This is a genomic window from Candidatus Scalindua japonica, assembly GCF_002443295.1.
GTDB lineage: Bacteria > Planctomycetota > Brocadiia > Brocadiales > Scalinduaceae > Scalindua > Scalindua japonica.
The window spans coordinates 163,289-185,514 of sequence record NZ_BAOS01000003.1 but is presented as its reverse complement, the minus strand read 5'-3'; the positions used below and the strand labels follow the sequence as shown (position 1 = coordinate 185,514).

The window sequence follows — 22,226 nt, the reverse complement described above, 5'->3', positions numbered from 1 at the left end:
TCTCTTTTTCTAAAGTGGTGGATCATTGAAGAGCAACCAGTATAGTCCCTGTTAGTTCGGCACTTCAGTAAATCTCTCAAACTCTAAAATCATTTTTTCTTTCTTTTGTGTTTTTTATATGCTTATGCTTTCTCTATTCGATAGGGGGATTTATATCTCATCCCTTTTTTTCAATCTATCCTTAAGTTTCTCGTTTTCATCCCGCAGTTCCTTTATTCTCAGTTCGCGGTCCACGGTGGCGTCATGATAACGTTCCAGTTCAGCTACTCTTCCCTTCAATTCTCTGGTCCTTTTGTCGACAAGAGATTCCAATTGTCTTTGAGTTTCTTTTAACTTTAACGCGGCTTGCTTCTGCTCAGATACATCCACGGATGTTCCCTGCATCTTAAGTAACTTTCCTGAATCGTCCTTTATTAGTATTGCTTTTGAATGAAGGTACAACACGGCACCGTCAGGCCGAATTATTCTATATTCATAACTATATGATTTATTTTCATTAATACTACGGCGGTTATTTTCTAAAAAAGTTTTACGGTCATTCGGATGAACCGCTTTAACAATGTTATGATAGGTAAGCTCAAATTCTGCTGGTTCATATCCAAAAATTTTATACTGTCCATTAGACCATGTAATTTGTTTGTTTTCAAGGCTATACTCCCAACTTCCTGTTTTAGCCAAACGCTGAGTTTCGTTGAGACGCCTTTCACTTTTTTTCAATTCTTCACCAAGCCATTTTTGCCTGGTGATATCAGTTACAATTACTTTCCAGAATTTGGGATTCTCATCTGAATCCCTTGCCACCTCACATTTGAGCTGTACATGGAATGCGGCCCCACCCTTTTTAACCATCTTTAATTCACAACTATTATGTAATAACTTTTCATAATTTTTCCTTCTGTATAGATAGTATTTGTCCTTATATTCTCTGGTGATGTATGCGGACAGTAGTTTATTTATCAGAAAGCCGCGTTCTATGCCCAGCATTGTTGCCAGTGTAAGATTGGCATCAATAATTAATCCATTATGATCAATAGTCAAATATCCAACCGGGGCGTAGTCGTATAGGGCTAAATATTTCCGGCATAGCTCTTCACTCGCTAACCGGGTCTTTCTGAGTTCTTCATTCTTCATCTCTAACTCTATCTGGCATACCTGAAGCTTGTGTGCCAGTCTGCGTACTTCTGCATCAGAGAGTTTTTTTATACCTATTGTTTCAGGTTTGATTTTTTTCTCTGCTTTTTTGTGAAGTTCAGACGGTTTTTTTTCGTCAGGGTGTTCTTTCTTCATTTTCGTTACAAATGCGATAAATGTTATGAAAAATAATTACGTGTTTCGCATGGCGGCCCTTCAGAGTTGTTTCCCCAAAAGGAGCAAGATTAAAGCCTCACCATACGTTTGTTTTTTACCATTTATCAACCTTATCAGTCTCTGGTAATTCCAACATCATAAACATTAGCATATTCTGTTCCGACTACTGGTACAAATGGTAAAAAAGATAATCGTCCTGTCTGCGGAAACTTCAATTTCTTATTTCATCAGTGAGCTATGTAGCACGATTCTTTGCCTCATGCATTTCCCGCTTAATAAAAGCAAAAGGCTGCCGGCTTCTCTTTCCTCAACTATCATGCGCGCCTTCCCTGGTTTCAAACTATCAATACATGAATCAGTCTGCTCGTTTCCTCCTCTTATTATAATGATGGTGTTTCATTCACCAGCGACCAGTATAATCCGATATTTTTCACCGTTTCAGCAAATTGTTCAAACTCTATGGGTTTCGATACATAGCTGTTACAACCATATTTGTAACCATTGATCAGGTCTCCCTGGTGTGTTGACGAAGTCAGAAGGATAACAGGAATAAATGCTGTCCGTTCGTCAGCGCGTATTTTCTGCAATACCTCCAACCCATTCACTTTGGGCAGTTTTATATCCATAATGATAAATGTTGGTAAGATATGCTTATAATGGTGTCCAGAATCCCTCTCCTTAAATAGGTAGTCCAGGGCTTCTGCACCATCAGTAACCACATCAATATCATTGCAAATATTTTTCTGCGCTTTTAATACATTCAATATAAAAATAACATCGTCTGAATTATCTTCTACCAATAAAACCCTAATTTCTTTTTTCATACTGGAGCTCATTTCTTTTTTATACCTGGAAGTTTAAAATAAAAAATTGCACCTTTTTCTTCCTGCCCTTCGGCCCATACCTGTCCACCATGCCGATTTATGATGCGTCTGACCGTCGCCAGACCGATCCCGGTTCCCATATACTCTTTCTCGGAATGCAGACGCTGAAAGGTACCAAAGAGCTTGCCTGCATATTTCATATCGAAACCAACGCCGTTATCTCGAATAAAATATACCTCTTCACCATTAACATGTGTAACCCCGAACTCTATCTTTGCCCTGGGTTTTTTTGCCGTAAACTTCCAGGCATTTTGTAATAAATTATCAAGTACAATATTCAACAATTTATTGTCCCCATAAGCAACAACTCCTTCCTGTATAATAAAATCTACCCGGTGCCCAGCCTCACTAGCCTCCTTAAGTTCTATTGCGATACTCCCGACTTTCTGGCTTAAATCAAGAGACTCATATCTTGTTTTATAGCTGGATATACGTGAGAACGATAACAAATCGTTGATGAGATGTGACATTTTCATGGTTGCTTTACGTATACGCTGCAGATGTGATTTTCCCTGCTCATCAAGAACATCTGCATATTCCGTGATGAGTATCTTGCTAAAACCATCTATACCTCTTAATGGCGCCTGCAGGTCATGTGAAACCGAGTAACTGAAAGTATTCAGCTCTTCGTTAGATGCTTCAAGTTCTGCAGAGCGTTGTTTTAGCTTCTTAGAAACGTATTTCATATCCTCAAGCATATAGAGCAGGGCTTTTTCGCTTTTGTTTAATTTCAGAACTTTTTCTTCTAATGCTTTCGTCCTTTCATCGACAAGAGTTTCTAATTGTTCTTTGTGTTTTAGCAACTCTCTCTCCACTTTCTTCTGTTCGGTTACGTCGTGAAATTCCAGAACGCAACCAACATCTTTACCTTTCTCCTCCAGCGGCGCAATATAACAGATCACGGGGAAAAAGGTACCGTCCCTGCGAATAAATATGTCCTCGTAACCCTTCATTTCCGCCTCGGCATTGTCAATGGGACAATTACACTTTGGATACGGTCTTCCGTCAGGATGATGGTGGTGAATTGAATCGTGAAGCGGCATTGCACAGATCTGATCCAGTGTGTAGCCCGTTACCGCTTCGGCAGCGGGATTCATAAATGTAGGATAGCCTTGTTTGTCCATCATGAAAAGGCATGATGCGGCATTGTCCGTAATAGTCTTATTGATATGGAATTGCTGCCGGAGAGACTCCTCCCCCCGCTTTTGTATAGTGATGTCAGTTATGATTATCCTGCATTGATGGCCATTTTGATCAAACTCTATTTCACTTTCCAGTTGTGCATAGAATTGAGTACCATCCTTTTTCATCATTCTTAATTTACATATTTCCCGTTTTTTTGATTTTAAAACATGTTTGTGATAAAGATAAAATATATCTTGATCTTCCCTGGCAATAAAATCTGACAATCGTTTTTTATTAACGAACCTCGCTCCAAACCTAACATTAAGGCGTATGTTAGATTAGCCTCAAGAACTAATCCTTTTTCACTAATGGTAAGATACCCAACCGGAGCAAAATCATATAACCTTGAATACCTGTCTCTTGAAGCTTCAAGTTTCTGCTGTGACATCCTGAGCTCTTTATTCTGCAAATCCAGCTCTATCTGATACACTTGGAGCTTTTGTGCCAGTTTGCGGACGTCTGCCTCTGAGAGTTTCTCTATATCTATTGTCTCATGACTGAGCTTTTTCTCTGCTTTTTTACGAAGTTCAGGCGATTTTTTCTCGTCAGGATTTTCTCTCTTCATTTTCGTTACAACTCAGACAAATGTTATTAAAAAAATACGTGTTTCGAAGGGCAACCGTTCTGGGCTGCTTTCTCCAATAGGCGCAAGTCTTAGGCTTTGCCTACTGATTTTGTTTGTTATTTGTTTTTTATTCTTTATCAATCTTCTTATTTTCTGGTACTTTTAATACCATAAACATTAACATAATCTGTTCCGGCTACCGGTACAAACTGTAATGAGAAGATTGTACTACCCGCTGTAACCTGAATTTCTTTGGCTTTTCCAGAGCGTAATACATTCTTTACTGTTTGCATTAAGTCTTCATATATTGGGTTATTAACCTCTGTATTCCATTCACTTAATAAAGGCTCACAGGCATTGTTGGCATATACAATAATGCCGTCTCTTTTAACTCGTAGCACGGGGTTAGGATTTTTATCAGGAAATACAGTAACGCTTTTTATTTCATCTATTTTTTCTTTTTCTGCTTTGTTCCGCTCAGTGACATCCTCTATGGCCAGAAGAATTAATCTTCCTTCTTCTTCTCGAATTACTTGCCGTGCATTGAGTATCATAGTTTTTTCACCAATAGATTCAAAAATATGCTCAACTTCAAAATCATTTATAATTTTCTTCTCCGGTAGTACTTCTTCCAATAATTTCCGTAGCTTTGGAATATTCCATTGACGATTCCCAAGATCGTAAATAAATCTGCCTTCTGTTTCTTGTACTGCAACCTTGAATGTCTGATAGAATGATCTGTTTGCAGATACTACACGCAGGCAGGAGTCCAACACAACAAGAGGCTCACGCACCGTTTCAACAAGGTTCTCCGCATATTCACGAAACGCTTGCTCCTTAATTCTCAGCTTAGTAACATTCGTTATATCCACAAACGTCAATACGATACCATCAATGAGATTTTCAACTGTACGATAGGGTAAAATACGTACACTATAACGGCTGCCGTCATTGGCCTGGATCTCTTGCTCTGTTTGAACTAATGTATTCAGCACTGTTTCCGCATTCTGATAGAGCGTATCGGAGTTGAATTTTGCAGTAATATCACCAATATGACGGTTAAGATCTGACGGCAGCACATTAAATAACTTTGTCAATGAAGGGGTAAAGCGTACTATACTCAGTTTGGTATCAAGGAAAATAGTAGCAATATCAGTGCTTGCAAGAAGATTGTTGAGGTCGTTATTGGCGCGTGAGAGTTCGCTTACCTTATTCTGGAGTTCAGAGTTTACCGTTTCCAGCTCCTCATTTGTGGACTGTTGCTCTTCTTTAGAGGTTTCCAACTCCTCATTGGTACTCTGAAGCTCCTCATTGGTAGACTGCATCTCTTCATTAGCAGACTTGAGCTCTTCGTTGGATGTCTCCAGTTCTTCGATCGTTGCCTGCAGATACTCTTTTGCAGACTTCAGCTCCTGTTTCATATTTGTTATCTGCGGGTCTTCTTTTCTGGTCCTACCCGAGGTTGTTTTCCTCTTCGCGGGCTTTTCAGGAGGTTCCTTTTCCTCAAAAATGACCATTATCATCCCATCGGTATCTTTTCCTGGAGAAAAGGGTTTAACGGTCAGATCGACCGTTCGGAAATTACCATTATCCCTCACCTTCAACCCCCTGCTGACAATAGCCTCTTGTTTATTGCCCAGTTTATGGAGAACGGAAGTCAGCTTGTAGCGCAGGTCTTCGTGTGCCATCTTCAGGATATTAAAGACAGGTACACCCGAAGGTGTCAACAGGTACTTATGTATCTTGCCATTAACATAAAGGATTTCGTGTTTATCATTAATCAGGACAAACGGCGGAGCGTATTTATCCAGGATCTCCCTTTCTGCCATCTGATATATATTAGTCTCCTTCAGATATTTCCTGCCTTCAACAACCGGTAATTCCCTGGAAAGTTCCACATTCTCAGTAATAGGATATCCAATGGTTCTGTCTGCAAGCTCTCCCTGCCGTTTATAGATCTTCCACTTAGAATTCATTGTTGAAAAAAGGTCTGAATGTTCTCCGATAGTCTCTGAAGAACCTAAAAACAGATATCCATCCTTATTCAGTGTATAGTGAAAAACCGGCAGTATTCTTTTCTGTAGCACAGAGTCCATATAGATCAGGACGTTTCTGCATGAGACCAGATCCAGCCTGGAGAAAGGAGGATCTTTTATCAGGCTTTGGGTGGCAAATACCAACATCTCACGGATCTGTTTGTTTACCTTATAGGTACTGTCCTCTTTTACAAAAAAACGTTTTAGTCTCTCCTTCGATATATCTGCCGCAATACTCTCCGGATAAATAGCCGCTCGCGCATACTCTATGGCGTCTTCATCTATATCGGTACCAAATATCTGAATATTGAAGTGCTTTTGCGACTTTTCAATGAGTTCCGCAAAGATAACAGCTATGGAATACGCCTCCTCTCCGGTGGCACAACCGGGAACCCATACACGTATATTGTCACCCTTTCTGGTCTTTAGGATTTCAGATATTATCTCTTTTTCCAGGATATCAAACGCATCGGGATCTCTGAAGAAATTTGTTACCCCTATAAGAAGATCTTTGTAAAGGGTTGTCACTTCTAACGGGTTTTCACGAATATAATCGAGATAGTGTGATATCTTGTCTATCTGGTGCACGGCCATCCGCCTCTCAATTCTCCTGCGGATAGTATTCTGTTTATAGTGGGAAAAGTCATGACCTGTTTTGCTGCGGATCTGAATGAGTACCTTTGTTACATTGTTCTGGTATTTCTGCTCAGTGGTACCGGTAATTGCGTCCTTTTCAATATATGGATGTTTAACATATCTGGCAAGCTCATCCGGCATCTTTTCTACGGGGAGGATATAGTCAACAAGGCCAGTGTTTATGGCGCTTCTTGGCATAGAGTCATATTTTGCCTGGCCTTCATCCTGTACCATGGCCATTCCTCCCTCACTCTTGATCGCCTTCAGCCCCAGTGTACCATCTGTCCCCGTACCGGAAAGGACAATACCAATTGCCATTTTGCCCTGGTCTTCTGAAAGTGAACGAAAAAAACTGTCAATAGGCAGTCTGAGTGCATGGGACTTCAGGGGTTCGATCAACTGTAAGGTACCGCTCATAATAGCCACATCATTATCAGGGGGATTGAGATAGATGCTGTTCGGATCAACCTTCATTCCGTCCTTTATCTCAAATATCTTCATCTTTGTATATTTCTTCAGGAGAGAACCCATGATGCTCTTGTACCTGGGTGCAAGGTGCTGGATAACTATAATGGCAATGTTGGATTGAGAAGGCATACTTACAAAAAAACCCTCTAGCGCTTCAAGCCCACCCGCAGAAGCCCCGATACCGACAATAGGAAAAGATTTAGTACCGTTCGTGCTTTTGCTTGAGTTGTCTTTGATGAGAACGGTGCCTGCGTTCTTTAGTGTTGTTATCTTTTTAGATAACACTTTATCTACATTAAGAGGTGCCTTATTTTTTGTTATTTCAGCTTTACCTGTTTTTTTAGAAGTAACGGGTTTCTTTATTTTTTTGGAAGCAGGAATTTTTTTTTTTACAATTTTCTTTTTTTCCATTCAGGTTTGCTCCAGTATCAATTTTATGGAAATGGTTTTTTATTATTTCTCAACCGATGAAAGAGCCTGGCCAAACAAAAATAGTCATGCGGATAGGTTCAAAAAACCCTCCTCTGAAAGATAATGTTGTGAGTGAGCAAAACTCAGACCTGTAATTTTTTGTAAGAACATTGTTTTCTCTAAAGTTCCATATTAAAGGTTTATATAATCTTTGAAGTAATACAGTACGTCTAAAACAATAGAAAATCAAGCTCAAAATACAACGTAAGACTATGTGTTAAGAGAGTTCTATATGAATATATATAAGTTCTAACTGCTTTCAACGAGAAAGCAATTGCATACAGGGCAAATGCTTTCATTCAACTTAGCTACTATACCACATGATTTTAATTGAAGATTTTTACCCGTCAAATGCATCATACACAACTGTGCAAAATCATATGTGAAGATTTGCCATTTTACATAACATCCCGTTTGGCGAGCCAAACTAACGCTCTGTCCAGAGCGAATACGCGCACTATCTAAGCACAACAATTGCCGGTAATTTCAACGAAAAACCCTGTCAACAAATTCTACAGTTTTTATATTTTTTCTACTCGCACCTTAGGGTCTTATTACTCATGCATACAAAAACTAATGTCTGATTTCTCTGAAAACAGTCTCAACTTACAGTATTTTTTTGACTTCCATAATTATGTTAGCTTTTTAAACACTATGTTGATTATTGAAACAATGGCTTTTAAAACTATTTACCCAACTTTTTCTCAATACATGTGATCAGATCATCAGGGTTAACTGGCTTAGCCAAAAACGTGTGACAACTAATATTGCTGCCGGTAGATTCCACTTCTTGTTGTTCTAATATACCGGTTAAAAACACTATAGGAATATGTTTTAAATTATCATTATCCTGGATCTTTTCAGCAATCGCACCTCCACCAATACCAGGCATCATTACATCAAGTATGATTATGTCCGGTTGAAATTCCAGAGCGGATTTATACGCACATGCCCCCGAGTTTTCTTCCCTTACTTCATATTTCCCTGTTGCCGTAAGTGTTCTTCTGAGTGAATGGGTCAGGTTTGGCTCGTCGTCAACCGCCAGAATCTTTTTCTTTGACATAGCTTAGCTCCTTAATCATGCATTACCGAACAACTTATGTATATGCCATGATAATTTTTTTAAATCAAAAGGTTTTTTAACAACAAAATCTACATTCAGCTCTCTATTACTTTTATCATGAACTTTCCGATTATTCCTTCACTCTGTATTAATTTGATGGCCTTAGTACTACTTGTAATACTCTTAACCGTGTGACCATCTTTAGTGAAAACTGATCCAGAATGTTACATATATCCTCTTCGTCATCTATTGCAAAACTCATCTTTTTGCCATCTCAATGCGTTTTGATATTGGCGGATGGCTGTAAAACAATAATTCTACAAACCTGTTTGGGCTTCTGTCTGCCAGATTCTGTTCTGCCAGTTTATCCATAGCGGAAATGAATGCTTCCGGGTCATTGGTTTGCTCAATCGCATATCTGTCACACGCCCTTTCAAACCTCCGGCTGAAAGCATTTTGAATTGGTAAAAACAGAAAGGCAGAAACTGCCAGGGACATACAGACGATTGGAAACGCAGCGATATCGTGTATATTCTGATACCCCAAAACTATTATCACTTTTGACAGCACTAAGTGACAAAACGCAAACCCCAAGCAGCCTGATATAGTACCAATGGCTAACATTTTCCATATGTGATGGTATATGTGATGACCTAACTCGTGAGCAAACACTGATTTTATTTCAGCAGGTGAATATGAATCTAACAGTGTATCTCCCAGAAGCACCCTTCTGGTACTTCCCATACCGGCAAGGGCAGCATTAGCCTTCTTTGTATCTTTACTCAAATTGATTTTATAAACTCCCTCAATATTAATACCGGTACCTTCTGCAAGTGACTGCAATCCTTCTTTAACTTCTTTATTATCTAAAGGCACACTTTTATAGAATAGTGGAAAGATAAGAACAGGAGCAAGTTTAGCCATAATCAATGAGAAAAAAATCCAGATCATGGTAATATAAATCCACCACGTATCCGGAAAATTCCTGAGAAATATATACATTATCTCAACCATAACTATAATAAGTGGCAGTGATATCAAAAACTTTTTTAACTCATCCTTGAACCATCCTGAAATTTTCTGATTTGATAATTTATACATATGTTCAAGAACAAAACCCCCATAGAAACTTAAAGGAACAGTTACAATATCAATGATGATAATAAATACTGATATATATAGAGCTATTAATAGATATTCATTCACTGTTATTAACGAAATGAGATGTTTTAAGACTTTTGATCCGAAAAAAACCATGAAGAGTAAGTAGGTCAGCGCTATTGCTAAACCCAAAAGAGTTGATATATGTTTTTGCAAAGAGTACTTCTTTGATAATACTGCGGATTGTTTTTTTGAGTTCTCAGACATTAATCTTATCATTAAGGAATATTATCAGTAATTATCCAGAAAGCTGATAAAAACTTATAGATTCATGACCACCGCTTTCCCCTCCTTCTCAAGAAGAGAATCAAGAAACATTTTCCAAACTTGTTGGCCAATTATCGTTGTCATTCTCCAGAAATACCTCCACTTCCCTGAGGTCAGGAATAGCAGTTCTACCTCCAATCTCACTGCATTTAAGAGCGGCAGTGGCAGAGGCAAATCTTATTGTTTCGTTTAAATCCCACTTTTGCAGTAACCCAAAAATAAAAGCACCATGGAACACATCTCCACATCCGGTCGTATCGACAGCCCTTACATTGAATGCCGGTTGATAAAAACACTCTTCTGAAGTGACAGAAATACTTCCTTTTTCGCCAAGTGTCACTATTACTATTTTTGCACCAAGTCCTATTAACTCCATTGCGGCAACTTTTGGATCATTATCATGGGAAAATTGTCTTGCAAAATCTTCTGATGCGATAAAGTAATCGGACAAGTTTACAAGCGCTAATGTTCCTTCTCTCATACTACCAGCATCAACAACAATTGTTACCCCTGCTTCCCTTGCATATTCAGCGGCAGCCATTGAACTTTCTTTCATAAGTCCATCCAGAAGTAATACTTTTGCGGTATTGATCACACCTCTGTTTATCTCTTCTAACCTTAAAGGTGTTACCGTCGCCCTGGACCACAAAACAGTCCTTTTGCCTGTCTCCTTTTCTATTACGATAAAAGCAAATTGAGATCTTTTGTCTTTCTCTACAATAATGTGATCAATATTGACAAATTCGCTTGTTAAGCTGTCTTTAATCAAGCTACCAAAATAGTCATCAGATATCTTTCCAATAAAAGTAGTAGAAGCTCCAAGCCTGGACAACGTAACCATTGCAGTTGCTACCGGCCCCCCGCCCTGAACAGTGAGATCATTTACCTCTTCCTTCTCATTAATACCTGGATATTGTTCTACAACCCCTAGATAATCAATACAGCATTGCCCTAATCCAACAACATCGTAATTCAATGGTTTTGCATCTCTCCCATTTTATAATTCATCCCCAAATCTCTTATCATCTGCAAATCGTCCTCCGGCAGTTTCCCCCTTGTAGTAAGATAATCGCCAATCATCGTGCTATTTGCTCCCGCATAAAACATCCAACTCTGTACATCACGGAGATTTTCTTCTCTTCCCCCTGCAACCTTAATTTCTTTATCCGGAAATACGAAACGATATACGGCTATTATTTTCAATATATCCATAGGCTCCAATGAGTTTTCCGCAGACAAAGGCGTGCCTTTAACAGGACTGAGAAAATTCATGGGTATTGCATCGACATCAAGCTCCTTCAGTTTGAAAGCCAGGTTTAATCTATCCGCAACACTCTCCCCGACCCCGAAAATACCGCCACTGCAAATCTTCAAGCCAGCACGCTTTGCAATCTTAATTGTCTCTACTCTATCATTATAGGTATGTGTTGTACATATGTTTGAATAGTAGTCCTCAGATGTTTCCAGGTTATGATTAATCATCTCTACACCACTTGAGACCAGTTTCTCCGCCATTTCATTCGTAATCATACCTATTGAAGTGTGAACAGGTGGACCATCTTTTTTAGCCAATGCAGACGCTTCATCACATATTTTGTTAAAATTGTCACTCGCCTGCAAGCTGTATCCACTAGTCACCACACCTACGCAATCCGATTTATACTCCTTTCCTTTTTCTACAGCCTCCGCGATTTTTTCTTTTTCAATTAATGGAAAACTTGATATATCCGTCTTGTATCGACTGGATTGAGAGCAAAACCTGCAGTCTTCCGAACAACTTCCCTGCCTTGCGCTAATTATCGAGCATAAACTGACAACATTTTTAAATGAACTATAGCGTATACGATTTGCCCAATACAATAAGTCATAAGTATCAAGCCCTCTTAACTCAAACAAATAAGAAGCTTTTTCATATGTTATCTCTTTTCCTTGTAATATACCCTTTGCGATTTTTTCTATTTTTGTATTCATAGTTGTATCTTAATATTTTAAAAAAGCCAAAGCTATAAAGCAGAAGAGCTTCTTAACTTTAACCATTTCAGCACTTCAAACTTCAGGCACTTTGCGTAATGCCTTATATTCTTTGCTGATATTACCCCAAACCATTTCAGGTCGGTCAGATGCAACATATGACATACATGCCCCTCCCTCAAAGCACCATGTCGCGATATTTCTTACACCTGAATTGAAAGCCGCTTTAATAGCGGTAGAAACCTCTTCTTCCTGCCCTAGAGGAACTCTGTATCCCTGTATCCAAATTTGAGGTTCCTTATGGTACTTTTCGCATAAACGCACGACTTCTCTGGACACCTTCTCCACAAACTCACCAACGGGTTTATTATATGAAATCCAGTATGGATCACTCCCAAATATATCTATATTCTTCAGTTTAACTATTTTCTCCCACTCATATATACCATATTTAGGTTCACTGAATGGAAAGAGACAAACTGCATTTTTAAGTCCTTTACTTGAAGAGTGGTCTGATAAAAACTCTAAAAAATTTAATATGGTTTCCTGTCTGAATTCCATTACATCATTCGTAAACTCCCGGGGCATTTCATAACCGAAACTGTTCTTATAAATATCTTTACATGTGAGGCATGTACATCCCCAGATTTTTCTTGTTTTACCAAACAACTCAGTAAACTCTCCATAAAAGAGATGCGGTTCATCCCAGAATACACCATCTGCGCCAGTGCTTGCCGCAAGATCAATCCATTGAGACATCTTATCTCTAAATGTTCTTGAATTAATGCATGCCTTGTTTACATTAATGTCACCTTCCGTAAAACTCAACTTCTGCCTTGCTTCCGGAAATAGTTTTACAAATGCTGAAAATGATTCACCGCCAAAAACCCTACCAATCCCCCATGGGTCCATGAACACCTCCAGCCCGACATTTTTACTCATCCGAACAATATCAATCATGGTTTCAGCATGATAAGTGATATCGTGTTCACTCATTGTATGAATAACAAGATTACACCCATCCTGTATCATTTTCTCCATATCTTTTTCGACATGCTTTAATGTCCTGTTTCCAAAATAACTCGCACCTAATTTCATAGCATCACAATACTACTTCCACCAAATAACTCTGTCAAGAGAAACTATATCAAAGACTTACATATTAAGCGTCAAGAATATGCTTGAATTAAATTATCACATTTGATATAAGTCGTGTGAAAGCGGCTCTGCTATGTTCGTGCTAGAAGGAAATTTTTTTAAACCTACAAACGTCCTATCGGGAGCTTTATTTTGCTGACTTTAATCTTTGCTTAACGTGGAGATTGGTTAACAAAGAGTGCCCACCTTGAAAAAGGGTTGACGAAAAAACTCTTCTCACGGCAATAGCGGAGCCTGTTATTTCTTGCTCTTAATATCACTTTTTTCAGTTCATATTTAGTTCATAATAGAAGCTACATAAATAATTATAAGAAGAACAGAGACAAACTTTAATTATTTATAACTCTATTATCTATCACCGTTTTTTACATGAATACTCACAACATATAACTGTATTTAGAGATAAAACAGAAACTCTTATTATGAGAAAATTAAAAAAAGTGCTTGACAAATACGATAAACACAACTAATATTCATGAATTACCTCTATTTTCCATCTAGTTAGGTATTCAACATTTCTTGGCGCCACACTTGTGAAATGAAATAGCAAGCTCCTGGGTTTCAATTATACTTGTTGTAACATTCAAATTCGCAGTGAACTCCGGAAACTTAAATAATCAGTAAAATTCTGCATATTTAACAAAAATTTATTGAAAGTATATACAAAGATCACCTGAAACCTTTTCTTGCAAAAGACCTCTCTAACACTTGCTTATTGCCTAAAACGTGAAAATGTATTAGAACCGACAGACAATTCCATTATAAATATATATCCAAAAGTGTCGAAAAATTTCTTTATTATTGACGGACATTCTCAACTATATCAGGCATACTATGCAATAATCGGTTTAACAACTCCTTCTGGACAACCAATAAATGCGGTGTATGGATTTACCAGGATGTTACGTAAAATTGTAAAAGAGGACAAGCCATATTATATGGCAATCGCTTTTGATTCAAAAGGACCTACATTCAGGCATTTAGAATATGCAAAATATAAAGAGCATAGAAAACCTACACCTGATGATCTGGCGTCGCAGATACCTCTAATGTTCGATTTAATAAGAGCTTACAATATACCAATTTTTGCGATAAAAGGTTTTGAGGCAGACGATATAATTGGAACTATTTCAAAGAAAGTGTCTATGGAAAATATAGAATGCACAATTATAACAACAGATAAAGACATGGACCAGTTAGTGGACAAACATATAAAGGTTTTCAATCCCAGAAAGAAGGAGATAAGGGATATCGATAAGATACGAAACGAAATGGGAATTGAGCCCAAAAACTTTATTGATGTTCTTGCTCTCAGTGGAGACTCAAGCGACAACATACCCGGTATTCCCGGTATCGGACTTAAGACAGCTTTAAATCTTATTAGAGAATGGAAGTCACTCGATAACGTATTATCAAATATTGACAGGATAAAAGGCAAGAAAAAACAGGAAAACTTATTGAAATATGCTGAATTGGCGAGATTATCAATGCGTCTGGCAACTATTAATACAGAAGTCCCTATCGATTTCCGCCTCGAATCGTGCCGATTCACAAATTTTAATAATAATAAACTTAATGAACTGTTTACTGCATATGGATTTAACTCCTTTCTTGCTGATAATCATGATAGCAACTGAATGAAGCGACATGTTAATGTAATAGGTATTACTGGTGGTATAGCTAGTGGAAAGAGTACAATCGCTGAAATGCTGGGCACATTGGGTGCTGATATTATTGATGCCGACAAAATTTGCCATAATCTCATTAATACCAGAGACATTACAGATAAGATCACGAAAAGATGGGGAAACCATATACTGAACAGTGATGGCAAGATCGAAAGACGCATGTTAGCAGAAATCGTATTTGCAGACAAGGATGAGGTCTCTGCTTTAAATAAAATAATACATCCTAAGGTAGTAGAAAAAATTAAAAATAGAATTGCCGAACTTCAGATTGAAACAGCAACAGAGGCTATTGTATTAGATGCCGCACTATTAGTTGAATCAAACTTAATAGATATCTGTGACATAATTTTGTTTGCAGATACTGAGAAAAACAGATGTGAGTCAAGAGTCCGGTACAGCCGTAAGTGGCCATTAGATGAAATAGCAAAGAGAGAAAAGTTCCAAGGCTTAATACCCCAAAAAAGGGAACTTGCGGATATTATCATAAATAATAACAATTCAAAAGAGGATACATTAAATCAAGTTAAAGATTTCTGGTGTCAATTTATAACAAAAAAGTAATTTGGAGAATAACATGGTTTCGACTAAGACAGCTTCAACAAAAACAACAAAGACTACGAAAGCGACCAAGGCAGTTAAGAAAGCCAGCACACCCGTCGTAGATAAAAATACAAATGAAAAATATGAAGAAATAAAAAAAGGTGATATGCATATCACCTCATTACAAAAAATGACAATAAAATCGCTTCAGGATACTGCGAAAAAAGAAGGCATAAAGGAGTATTCCGGCCTTAAAAAGCAGGAATTAATATTTAAAATACTTAAGGAACGAGTAAACCAGAATGGCCTTATGTATGGAGAGGGAGTAGTTGAGGTACTACCGGAAGGTTTTGGTTTTTTACGCTCTCCGGACTACAATTACTTACCATGTCCCGATGATATATATATATCTCCATCACAAATAAGACGGTTTGGGATAAGAACGGGTGCCACTGTTTCAGGGCAAATACGCCCTCCTAAAGAAAATGAAAGATATTTTGCCCTCCTCAGAGTAGAAGCTATAAACTATGAAAACCCTGACCTCTTAAATGAAATGTGTGTTTTTGATGACTTAACACCACTCCATCCTGACGAACGTCTCTTGTTGGAAGCAAATAAAAATGAGACAGAGATGAGAATAATGGACCTGGTAACACCAATAGGCAAAGGACAGCGTGGTTTGATTGTCGCCCCGCCCCGCACAGGAAAAACTGTCCTTATTAAGGAAATCGCAAACAGTATAACAAAAAACCACCCGGAAGTTTACTTGATAATACTATTGATAGATGAACGTCCTGAAGAGGTAACAGAGATGGACAGGGCTGTCGACGCAGAGGTAATAGGTTCTACTTTTGATGAACCGGCAAGTCGGCATGTACAGGTTGCAGAAATGGTAATAGAAAAAGCCAAGCGCATGGTAGAGTTCAAAAAAGATGTTGTGATATTACTAGACTCTATCACTCGTCTGGCAAGAGCATATAACACTGAAATACCACATAGCGGAAAAATACTGTCAGGTGGTGTTGATGCCAATGCACTTCAGAAGCCAAAAAGATTTTTTGGTGCTGCAAGAAATATTGAAGAAGGTGGAAGCTTGACTATAATTGCCACTGCTCTTATCGATACAGGCAGCAGAATGGATGAGGTTATCTTCGAAGAGTTCAAAGGCACAGGTAACATGGAATTGCATTTAGACAGAAGATTGGCAGAGAAGAGGCTGTTCCCCGCAATTGATATAAACAGGTCTGGAACAAGAAAGGAAGAATTAATACTTGATCCCGAGGAATTAAAAAGAGTGTGGGTACTGCGAAGAGTACTTAATGAAATGAATCCTGCAGAAGTGTTAGAATTACTTTCAAGCAAACTATCTAAAACACAGACAAATGCGGAATTCTTAATGAGTATGAATATGAAAAGGTAGTACTTTTCGGGACAAGAGATATCTCTCTCTTTCAAGAGGTTTGAGTATACAATAAACGCAAACTAAACTTTATAATGTAACGAATTACAAAACATTGACAACGCTCTTATAGTTCAATGCTTTAAGAGCCTGATACTGTTCGAGTATCAGGTTTGCCCTTACTCAACAAATAAACCATCAGAATTGAAATATCTGCAGGAGACACTCCTGAGATGCGAGATGCCTGTCCCAAGGAGACAGGACGAAGATTGTCTAGCTTCTGCTGTGCTTCTTTCCTCAAACCCGGTATGTTATCATAGTGAAACTGAGCAGGAAGCATCAAGTTTTCCATCCTTTTGAACTTTTCAATTTGCTGGTTTTGCCTGCTGATATAGCCTTTATACTTAGCCTCAATTTCTATCTGTTCTTGAGCAGAAGAAGGGATATTTTTATTCATTAGTTCTTTGTCAAGTTCCAACAAGGTTTTGAAATTCATGTCTGGACGCCTCAATAGTTTTATTAATGAGTCTGCCCCGTGTTTTTTGTACTCAAGATACTTATTTGTTTCAGAAATAATTTTCTCTTTGACTGACAACTCATCCCATTGCTTTTTACTGATCAATCCGTGCTTATAACCATATTTCATGAGCCTCCTGTCCGCATTATCATGTCTGAGAACGAGTCTGTACTCAGCCCTGGAGGTGAACATTCTATATGGTTCACGAGTCCCTTTTGTCACCAGGTCATCAATTAAAACACCAATATACGCTTCAGAACGGTCAAGAACAAAAGGTTTACTACCACGGATTTTTAAAACTGCATTTATCCCTGCCATGATTCCCTGCGCAGCAGCTTCTTCATAACCTGAAGTACCGTTTATCTGACCTGCCAGAAAAACATTTTCAACATTTTTTGCCTCTAATGAAGGTTTAATCTGGGTAGGTGGAACATAATCATATTCTATTGCGTACCCATAACGCGTTATATTTGTCTCTTCCAATCCTTTTATGGAATGGACCATTGCTTCCTGAACATCAAATGGTGCGCTGGTAGAAATGCCGTTACAATATACCTCTGAAGTATGGAGACCTTCCGGTTCAATAAATATCTGATGTTGCTCTTTATGAGGAAATCTAGTGATTTTATCTTCAATAGAAGGGCAATATCTCGGGCCAATTGCCTTAATTTGACCAGTGTAAAGTGGAGAACGGTCCAGGTTTGACCTGATAATTTCGTGCGTTAATTTATTTGTATATGTTATAAAACAATTAACCTGAGGTTGCTGGATGTTTTTGGTAGAAAAAGAGAATGCTGTAGGTTGTTTATCACCCTCTTGCTCTTGCAGGATATCATAATTTATCTTCCTGCCGTTCAGGCGTGGCGATGTTCCTGTTTTCAGCCTGGCTAACTCAAAACCTAAATCCTTTAACCCGGCTGATAATTTATCTGATGATGGTTCACTTGATCTCCCACCATGCACCTGTGAGTTGCCAATGTGAATTAGTCCGTTAAGAAATGTACCCGTTGTAATAATTACGGCTTTGGATCTGTACTTTGTACCACTTTTACCAATTAAATCCAGTCTCTCTCTATTTTCAACTACAATTTCCTCAACACTATCCTGTCGTAATGAGAGATTGTACTGCTCTTCCAATCTCTTTTTCATTGTAAATTGATATTTTTTTTTGTCTGCCTGTGCGCGGGGAGATCGTACTGCGTGCCCTTTACTGGCATTTAGAAGTCTAAACTGGATGGCCGTCTCATCAATGACCTTCCCCATTTCACCACCAAGCGCATCTACTTCACGTACTAGTTGGCCTTTTGCCAACCCTCCGATTGCAGGGTTACAAGACATTTGCGCAATTGTATCAAGATTCATCGACAGCAATGCTGTCTGCATACCCATTCTTGCAGATGCCAACGCCGCTTCACATCCGGCATGTCCCCCTCCAACTACTATGACATCATAACTAATGTGCATTATTTTGCCTTCTGAACCACCCGTTTTTCCCTAATCACAGTAACGGTTACTTCTCCAGGATATTCAAGCTCATCTTCGACATTCTTAGCAATATCATAGCAAATTTTTGAGGCTGATTTATCACTGACTTTATCCGGATGAACAATAACCCTTACTTCTCTGCCAGCCTGTATAGCGTAAGCACTTTCAACTCCGTTAAAAGACATTGCAACACTTTCCAGCTTTTCAAGCCGCTTAACATATTTTTCAAGAGTTTCACGCCTCGCCCCTGGCCTGCTTGCTGAGATGGCGTCCGCAGCATTTATCAAGACAGAATACACAGTTTCAGAAGGCACCTCCTCATGGTGCGATGCAATTGCGTTTATAACATCCGGCTTTTCATCATACCGCTTCGCAAAATCTGCACCAACAAGAGCGTGAGTGCCTTCTACATCGGCGCTTAGCGCTTTGCCTATATCGTGCAAAAGCCCACACCTCCTGGCTACTTGTGCGTCAAGCTTCAACTCACCAGCCAGGACGCCTGCAAGATCAGCAACCTCTATTGAATGCTGAAGCTGGTTCTGCCCATAGCTGGTACGGTACCTTAAACGGCCTATTAATTTAATAATTTCTGTATGTAAGTCATGTATTCCCAACTCAAAACTAGTTTGTTTGCCTGTCTCCAGAACAATCTGTTCAATATCTTTTTCGGTCTCCTGCACCACCTCTTCTATACGTGCAGGATGGATTCTACCATCCACAATTAATTTTTTCATTGCTAACCTGGCTACCTCTCTACGCACACCGTCAAAGCCTGAAAGAACAATTATACCGGGAGTATCATCTACTATCACGTCTACACCGGTTGCTTTCTCAAAAGCACGTATATTTCTGCCTTCTCTCCCTATAATCCTCCCTTTCATCTCATCTCCAGGCAACTCAATGGTGCTCACAACATTATCAATCGAGTTATTTGCTGTACATCGCTGTATCGCCGTGCCTATTATTGAGATAGCCTTCTTTTCAGCTTCTTCTCTGGCCTTATTTATATGCTTTTCAATTAAACCTGCACATTCTATTTCAAGCTCTTTTTCCAGTCGACTTAGTAATAACTTTTCTGCAGCATCTGCTGAAAGCCCTGAAATCTTATAAAGAGTACTTTTTTCTTCCTCAATCAGCTCATCAAGTTGTGAACTCTTTTTATTAACATCTTTCTCTTTGTTTGACAAATTAGAAGCCATACTTTCTATGTACTTCTCCTTCTTTGTCATAATATCAATTTTTCTCTCAAGATTGTCTTCCCTTTTGCTCAAACGTTTTTCAAGTTGGCGTAATTCATGTCTTGTATCTTGAGTCTCTTTCTCAAAACCCTCTTTACGTTTATACAATTCTTCTCTGGCAGTAATATCAGCGCCTTTAATTATTCTTTCAGCTTCTGATTTTGCTTCTTTAATTACGCTCCTGGAAGCCTTTTCCCGGCTTACTTGACGTAATCTAAAAAACAAAAAACATATTAAAAAACCAAAGATTATGCAAACTGGAAGTATAGGAAAATATATTAATGGATTTGAAGTAATATAATTAATAAGTCATCGCCCCCTTGCATTAAATTAAGAATTAATGAAATTCCAGTGTGTATAGGTAAATACGAAACTGAAGCACTAAAGAATTGAAGTATGGAAGAATTCTCATGGCAAGTGTTTACTCTTAACACTTGAGAGGTAGCAGATTTTTTGTCTGAAATGGAATTTAAATAACTAAACTGGTTCTCTCTATAAAAAAAAATTACGTTATAAAAAATCTGAGCCAGATAATGAACCAATCTATTGAATCATATAAAGTTTTTTCATATCAAAAAAACATTCATGACAAACTATTGATACGAAAAATAGTTGTATTTTAATTGAGTTTTATTTGAATCCAATAAAACTCTCCATGTTGGACAAATGGTTTTCTTTCCTCAATTCTTTTTACATAAGTCAAAACTATATAAACTGGTATTACATATATAAATTAATATACCAGATACTTAAAAAAATGTATCTGATTTTATATGACAAATAAGCGGAAGTCAAGTAATTAAAAGTAATTAAACAAAACAGTGATCACATCGATATGAATTATTTCTTACTATCGTAAACTTATAAATACTGCAGACGGAGGTCGATTTAAATACCCAAACTCTACCACTTAAACGAATGGCTTATCTTAGCTTAATAGTAACTATTTTTACAACCATCACAATATGATATATATTGACATATATTGCAATAGGCTTATAATAAAAAAAATTAACAAGAAGGACTTCAAATAATTGTGTATAAACGTATATTAGATGAGCAATATTGAAAATGAAGAAAACGGTATAAAACCTGAACAAAAGAATTTATCAAGTTTTTTTACTATTTTTAAATTAATAAAATTCTCGCATACTATTTTCTCATTTCCATTTGCAGTGATGAGTGCTTTTATTGCAGCAGGAGGGGTGCCCCGAATAAGATCACTTTTATTAATAATTGGCGCACTTGTAATGGCACGTAGTTGTGCAATGTCATTTAACAGGCTTGTTGATGCCAAATATGATATCAGCAACCCCAGAACCGCATATCGCATTCAACTCCAGAACCATATAGGGAAAACGAATTTATGGTTTTTTACAATATCCTGCACAATCTTATTTATCGTATGTGCCGGAATGTTGAATCGTCTATCATTAATTATATCTCCAGCAGCCCTTCTGGTAATTTTTGGCTATTCATATACTAAAAGATTTACTCATTATTCACACCTTGTTCTGGGACTCTCTCTTTCATTATCTCCAATAGGCGCATGGATTGGTATAACCGGAGAAATTACCACCGCCCCTTTTATACTTGCTTTGGCTGTGCTGCTATGGACTGCGGGCTTCGATATTATCTATGCATGCCAGGACCTGCAGCATGATATAGAAACAAAACTACATTCTATTCCTAAAATGATGGGAATTAAGAATTCGCTTATTTTTTCATCTGTGTTACACTTTTTTGTGGTAATAACCTTATTATTATTTATGTATTTTACAAACCTAAGGTATGTTTATTTTGGAGGAGTCGTCTTTGTTGGCATAATGCTTATTTACGAGCATTCCCTTATAAAACCACACGACCTGTCAAAAATAAATTTAGCTTTTTTTACGGTCAATGGTCTTATAAGTATGATATTGATGGTTGCAACAATTGTAGACATATCTATTTTTTGCTAAAAATCCATAAAATCAGGGAGAGGACAATGCTGTTAATGATACAAGTTGTTACGGGAAAATAGAAACTAAAATTTTTCTTCTCAACTGCTATGTCACCCGGTAATTTGCCAATGAACGGTATCTTATTTCCAAAGAGAAAAATACACCCGAGTATTGCCAGTAATAAACCAATAATAATTAAGATTTTCCCACATTCAGTCACAATCAGGATATTACAAAGTAATT

17 protein-coding genes and 1 other RNA gene are annotated in these 22,226 nt (G+C 37.9%); 5 read left to right on the top strand and 13 right to left on the bottom strand.

The genetic code is table 11. The features are described from left to right. Nucleotides 1-150: 150 nt before the first annotated feature. The 10 genes from SCALIN_RS02230 to SCALIN_RS02185 form a co-directional block, all read right to left on the bottom strand. Nucleotides 151-1,287 (bottom strand): PAS domain-containing protein, encoded by a 1,137-nt coding sequence (locus SCALIN_RS02230; RefSeq protein WP_096892632.1) that lies wholly within the window; start codon nucleotides 1,285-1,287, stop codon nucleotides 151-153. Between the two features lie 401 nt (nucleotides 1,288-1,688). Further along, nucleotides 1,689-2,132 (bottom strand): response regulator, encoded by a 444-nt coding sequence (locus tag SCALIN_RS02225; RefSeq protein ID WP_096892648.1) that lies wholly within the window; start codon nucleotides 2,130-2,132, stop codon nucleotides 1,689-1,691. Nucleotides 2,133-2,140: 8 nt separating this feature from the next. Further along, a complete protein-coding gene (locus SCALIN_RS02220; RefSeq protein ID WP_133111616.1) occupies nucleotides 2,141-3,505 on the bottom strand; it encodes a PAS domain-containing sensor histidine kinase in 1,365 nt (454 codons plus the stop codon). Between the two features lie 32 nt (nucleotides 3,506-3,537). Further along, a complete protein-coding gene (locus SCALIN_RS02215) occupies nucleotides 3,538-3,942 on the bottom strand; it encodes a PAS domain-containing protein (RefSeq protein WP_096892630.1) in 405 nt (134 codons plus the stop codon). Nucleotides 3,943-4,088: 146 nt separating this feature from the next. Continuing rightward, nucleotides 4,089-7,493 carry a CheR family methyltransferase gene (locus tag SCALIN_RS02210; protein WP_096892629.1) on the bottom strand — a complete coding sequence of 1,135 codons (3,405 nt, stop codon included), beginning with the start codon at nucleotides 7,491-7,493 and terminating at the stop codon, nucleotides 4,089-4,091. A 745-nt stretch (nucleotides 7,494-8,238) separates the two neighbouring features. Next, complete coding sequence (locus SCALIN_RS02205) at nucleotides 8,239-8,616, bottom strand: response regulator (RefSeq protein WP_096892628.1); 378 nt, start codon at nucleotides 8,614-8,616, stop codon at nucleotides 8,239-8,241. A 258-nt stretch (nucleotides 8,617-8,874) separates the two neighbouring features. Then, nucleotides 8,875-9,984: a M48 family metallopeptidase gene (locus SCALIN_RS02200; protein ID WP_162532110.1), complete on the bottom strand. Its 1,110-nt coding sequence runs from the start codon at nucleotides 9,982-9,984 to the stop codon at nucleotides 8,875-8,877. A gap of 100 nt (nucleotides 9,985-10,084) precedes the next feature. Further along, entirely contained in the window at nucleotides 10,085-11,020 is a 936-nt protein-coding gene (locus tag SCALIN_RS02195) for a carbohydrate kinase family protein (RefSeq protein WP_096892626.1), read from the bottom strand. Then, nucleotides 11,017-12,015 (bottom strand): biotin synthase BioB, encoded by a 999-nt coding sequence (gene bioB / locus SCALIN_RS02190; protein ID WP_096892625.1) that lies wholly within the window; start codon nucleotides 12,013-12,015, stop codon nucleotides 11,017-11,019. Before bioB ends, SCALIN_RS02195 begins: the two co-directional genes overlap by 4 nt. 75 nt (nucleotides 12,016-12,090) lie before the next feature. Next, entirely contained in the window at nucleotides 12,091-13,113 is a 1,023-nt protein-coding gene (locus SCALIN_RS02185) for a hypothetical protein (RefSeq protein ID WP_096892624.1), read from the bottom strand. Nucleotides 13,114-13,235: 122 nt separating this feature from the next. On the opposite strand from SCALIN_RS02185, the gene ssrS reads away from it, so the two are divergent. From ssrS to rho, 4 genes are all read left to right on the top strand, one after another. Then, a non-coding RNA gene (ssrS, locus tag SCALIN_RS02180) (6S RNA) lies at nucleotides 13,236-13,411 on the top strand. Nucleotides 13,412-13,859: 448 nt separating this feature from the next. After that, nucleotides 13,860-14,810 (top strand): 5'-3' exonuclease, encoded by a 951-nt coding sequence (locus SCALIN_RS02175; protein ID WP_096892623.1) that lies wholly within the window; start codon nucleotides 13,860-13,862, stop codon nucleotides 14,808-14,810. Then, entirely contained in the window at nucleotides 14,811-15,422 is a 612-nt protein-coding gene (gene coaE, locus SCALIN_RS02170; protein ID WP_096892622.1) for a dephospho-CoA kinase, read from the top strand. It abuts the gene before it with no gap. A 13-nt stretch (nucleotides 15,423-15,435) separates the two neighbouring features. Next, nucleotides 15,436-16,821, top strand: a complete 1,386-nt coding sequence (gene rho / locus SCALIN_RS02165) for a transcription termination factor Rho (RefSeq protein ID WP_096892621.1) — start codon at nucleotides 15,436-15,438, stop codon at nucleotides 16,819-16,821. Between the two features lie 121 nt (nucleotides 16,822-16,942). Here rho and mnmG read toward each other — a convergent pair whose 3' ends face one another. Then, complete coding sequence (mnmG, locus tag SCALIN_RS02160; RefSeq protein ID WP_096892620.1) at nucleotides 16,943-18,781, bottom strand: tRNA uridine-5-carboxymethylaminomethyl(34) synthesis enzyme MnmG; 1,839 nt, start codon at nucleotides 18,779-18,781, stop codon at nucleotides 16,943-16,945. Beyond that, on the bottom strand, nucleotides 18,781-20,346 hold the full coding sequence (rny, locus tag SCALIN_RS02155) for a ribonuclease Y (protein ID WP_420885410.1): 1,566 nt from the start codon (nucleotides 20,344-20,346) through the stop codon (nucleotides 18,781-18,783). The genes mnmG and rny overlap by 1 nt, the downstream gene beginning before the upstream one ends. 749 nt (nucleotides 20,347-21,095) lie before the next feature. On the opposite strand from rny, the gene SCALIN_RS02150 reads away from it, so the two are divergent. Next, complete coding sequence (locus tag SCALIN_RS02150) at nucleotides 21,096-22,001, top strand: UbiA-like polyprenyltransferase (RefSeq protein WP_096892618.1); 906 nt, start codon at nucleotides 21,096-21,098, stop codon at nucleotides 21,999-22,001. Here the strand turns inward: SCALIN_RS02150 and SCALIN_RS02145 are convergent. After that, entirely contained in the window at nucleotides 21,988-22,203 is a 216-nt protein-coding gene (locus SCALIN_RS02145; protein WP_096892617.1) for a DUF2905 domain-containing protein, read from the bottom strand. The genes SCALIN_RS02150 and SCALIN_RS02145 overlap by 14 nt on opposite strands. Nucleotides 22,204-22,226: the final 23 nt, after the last annotated feature.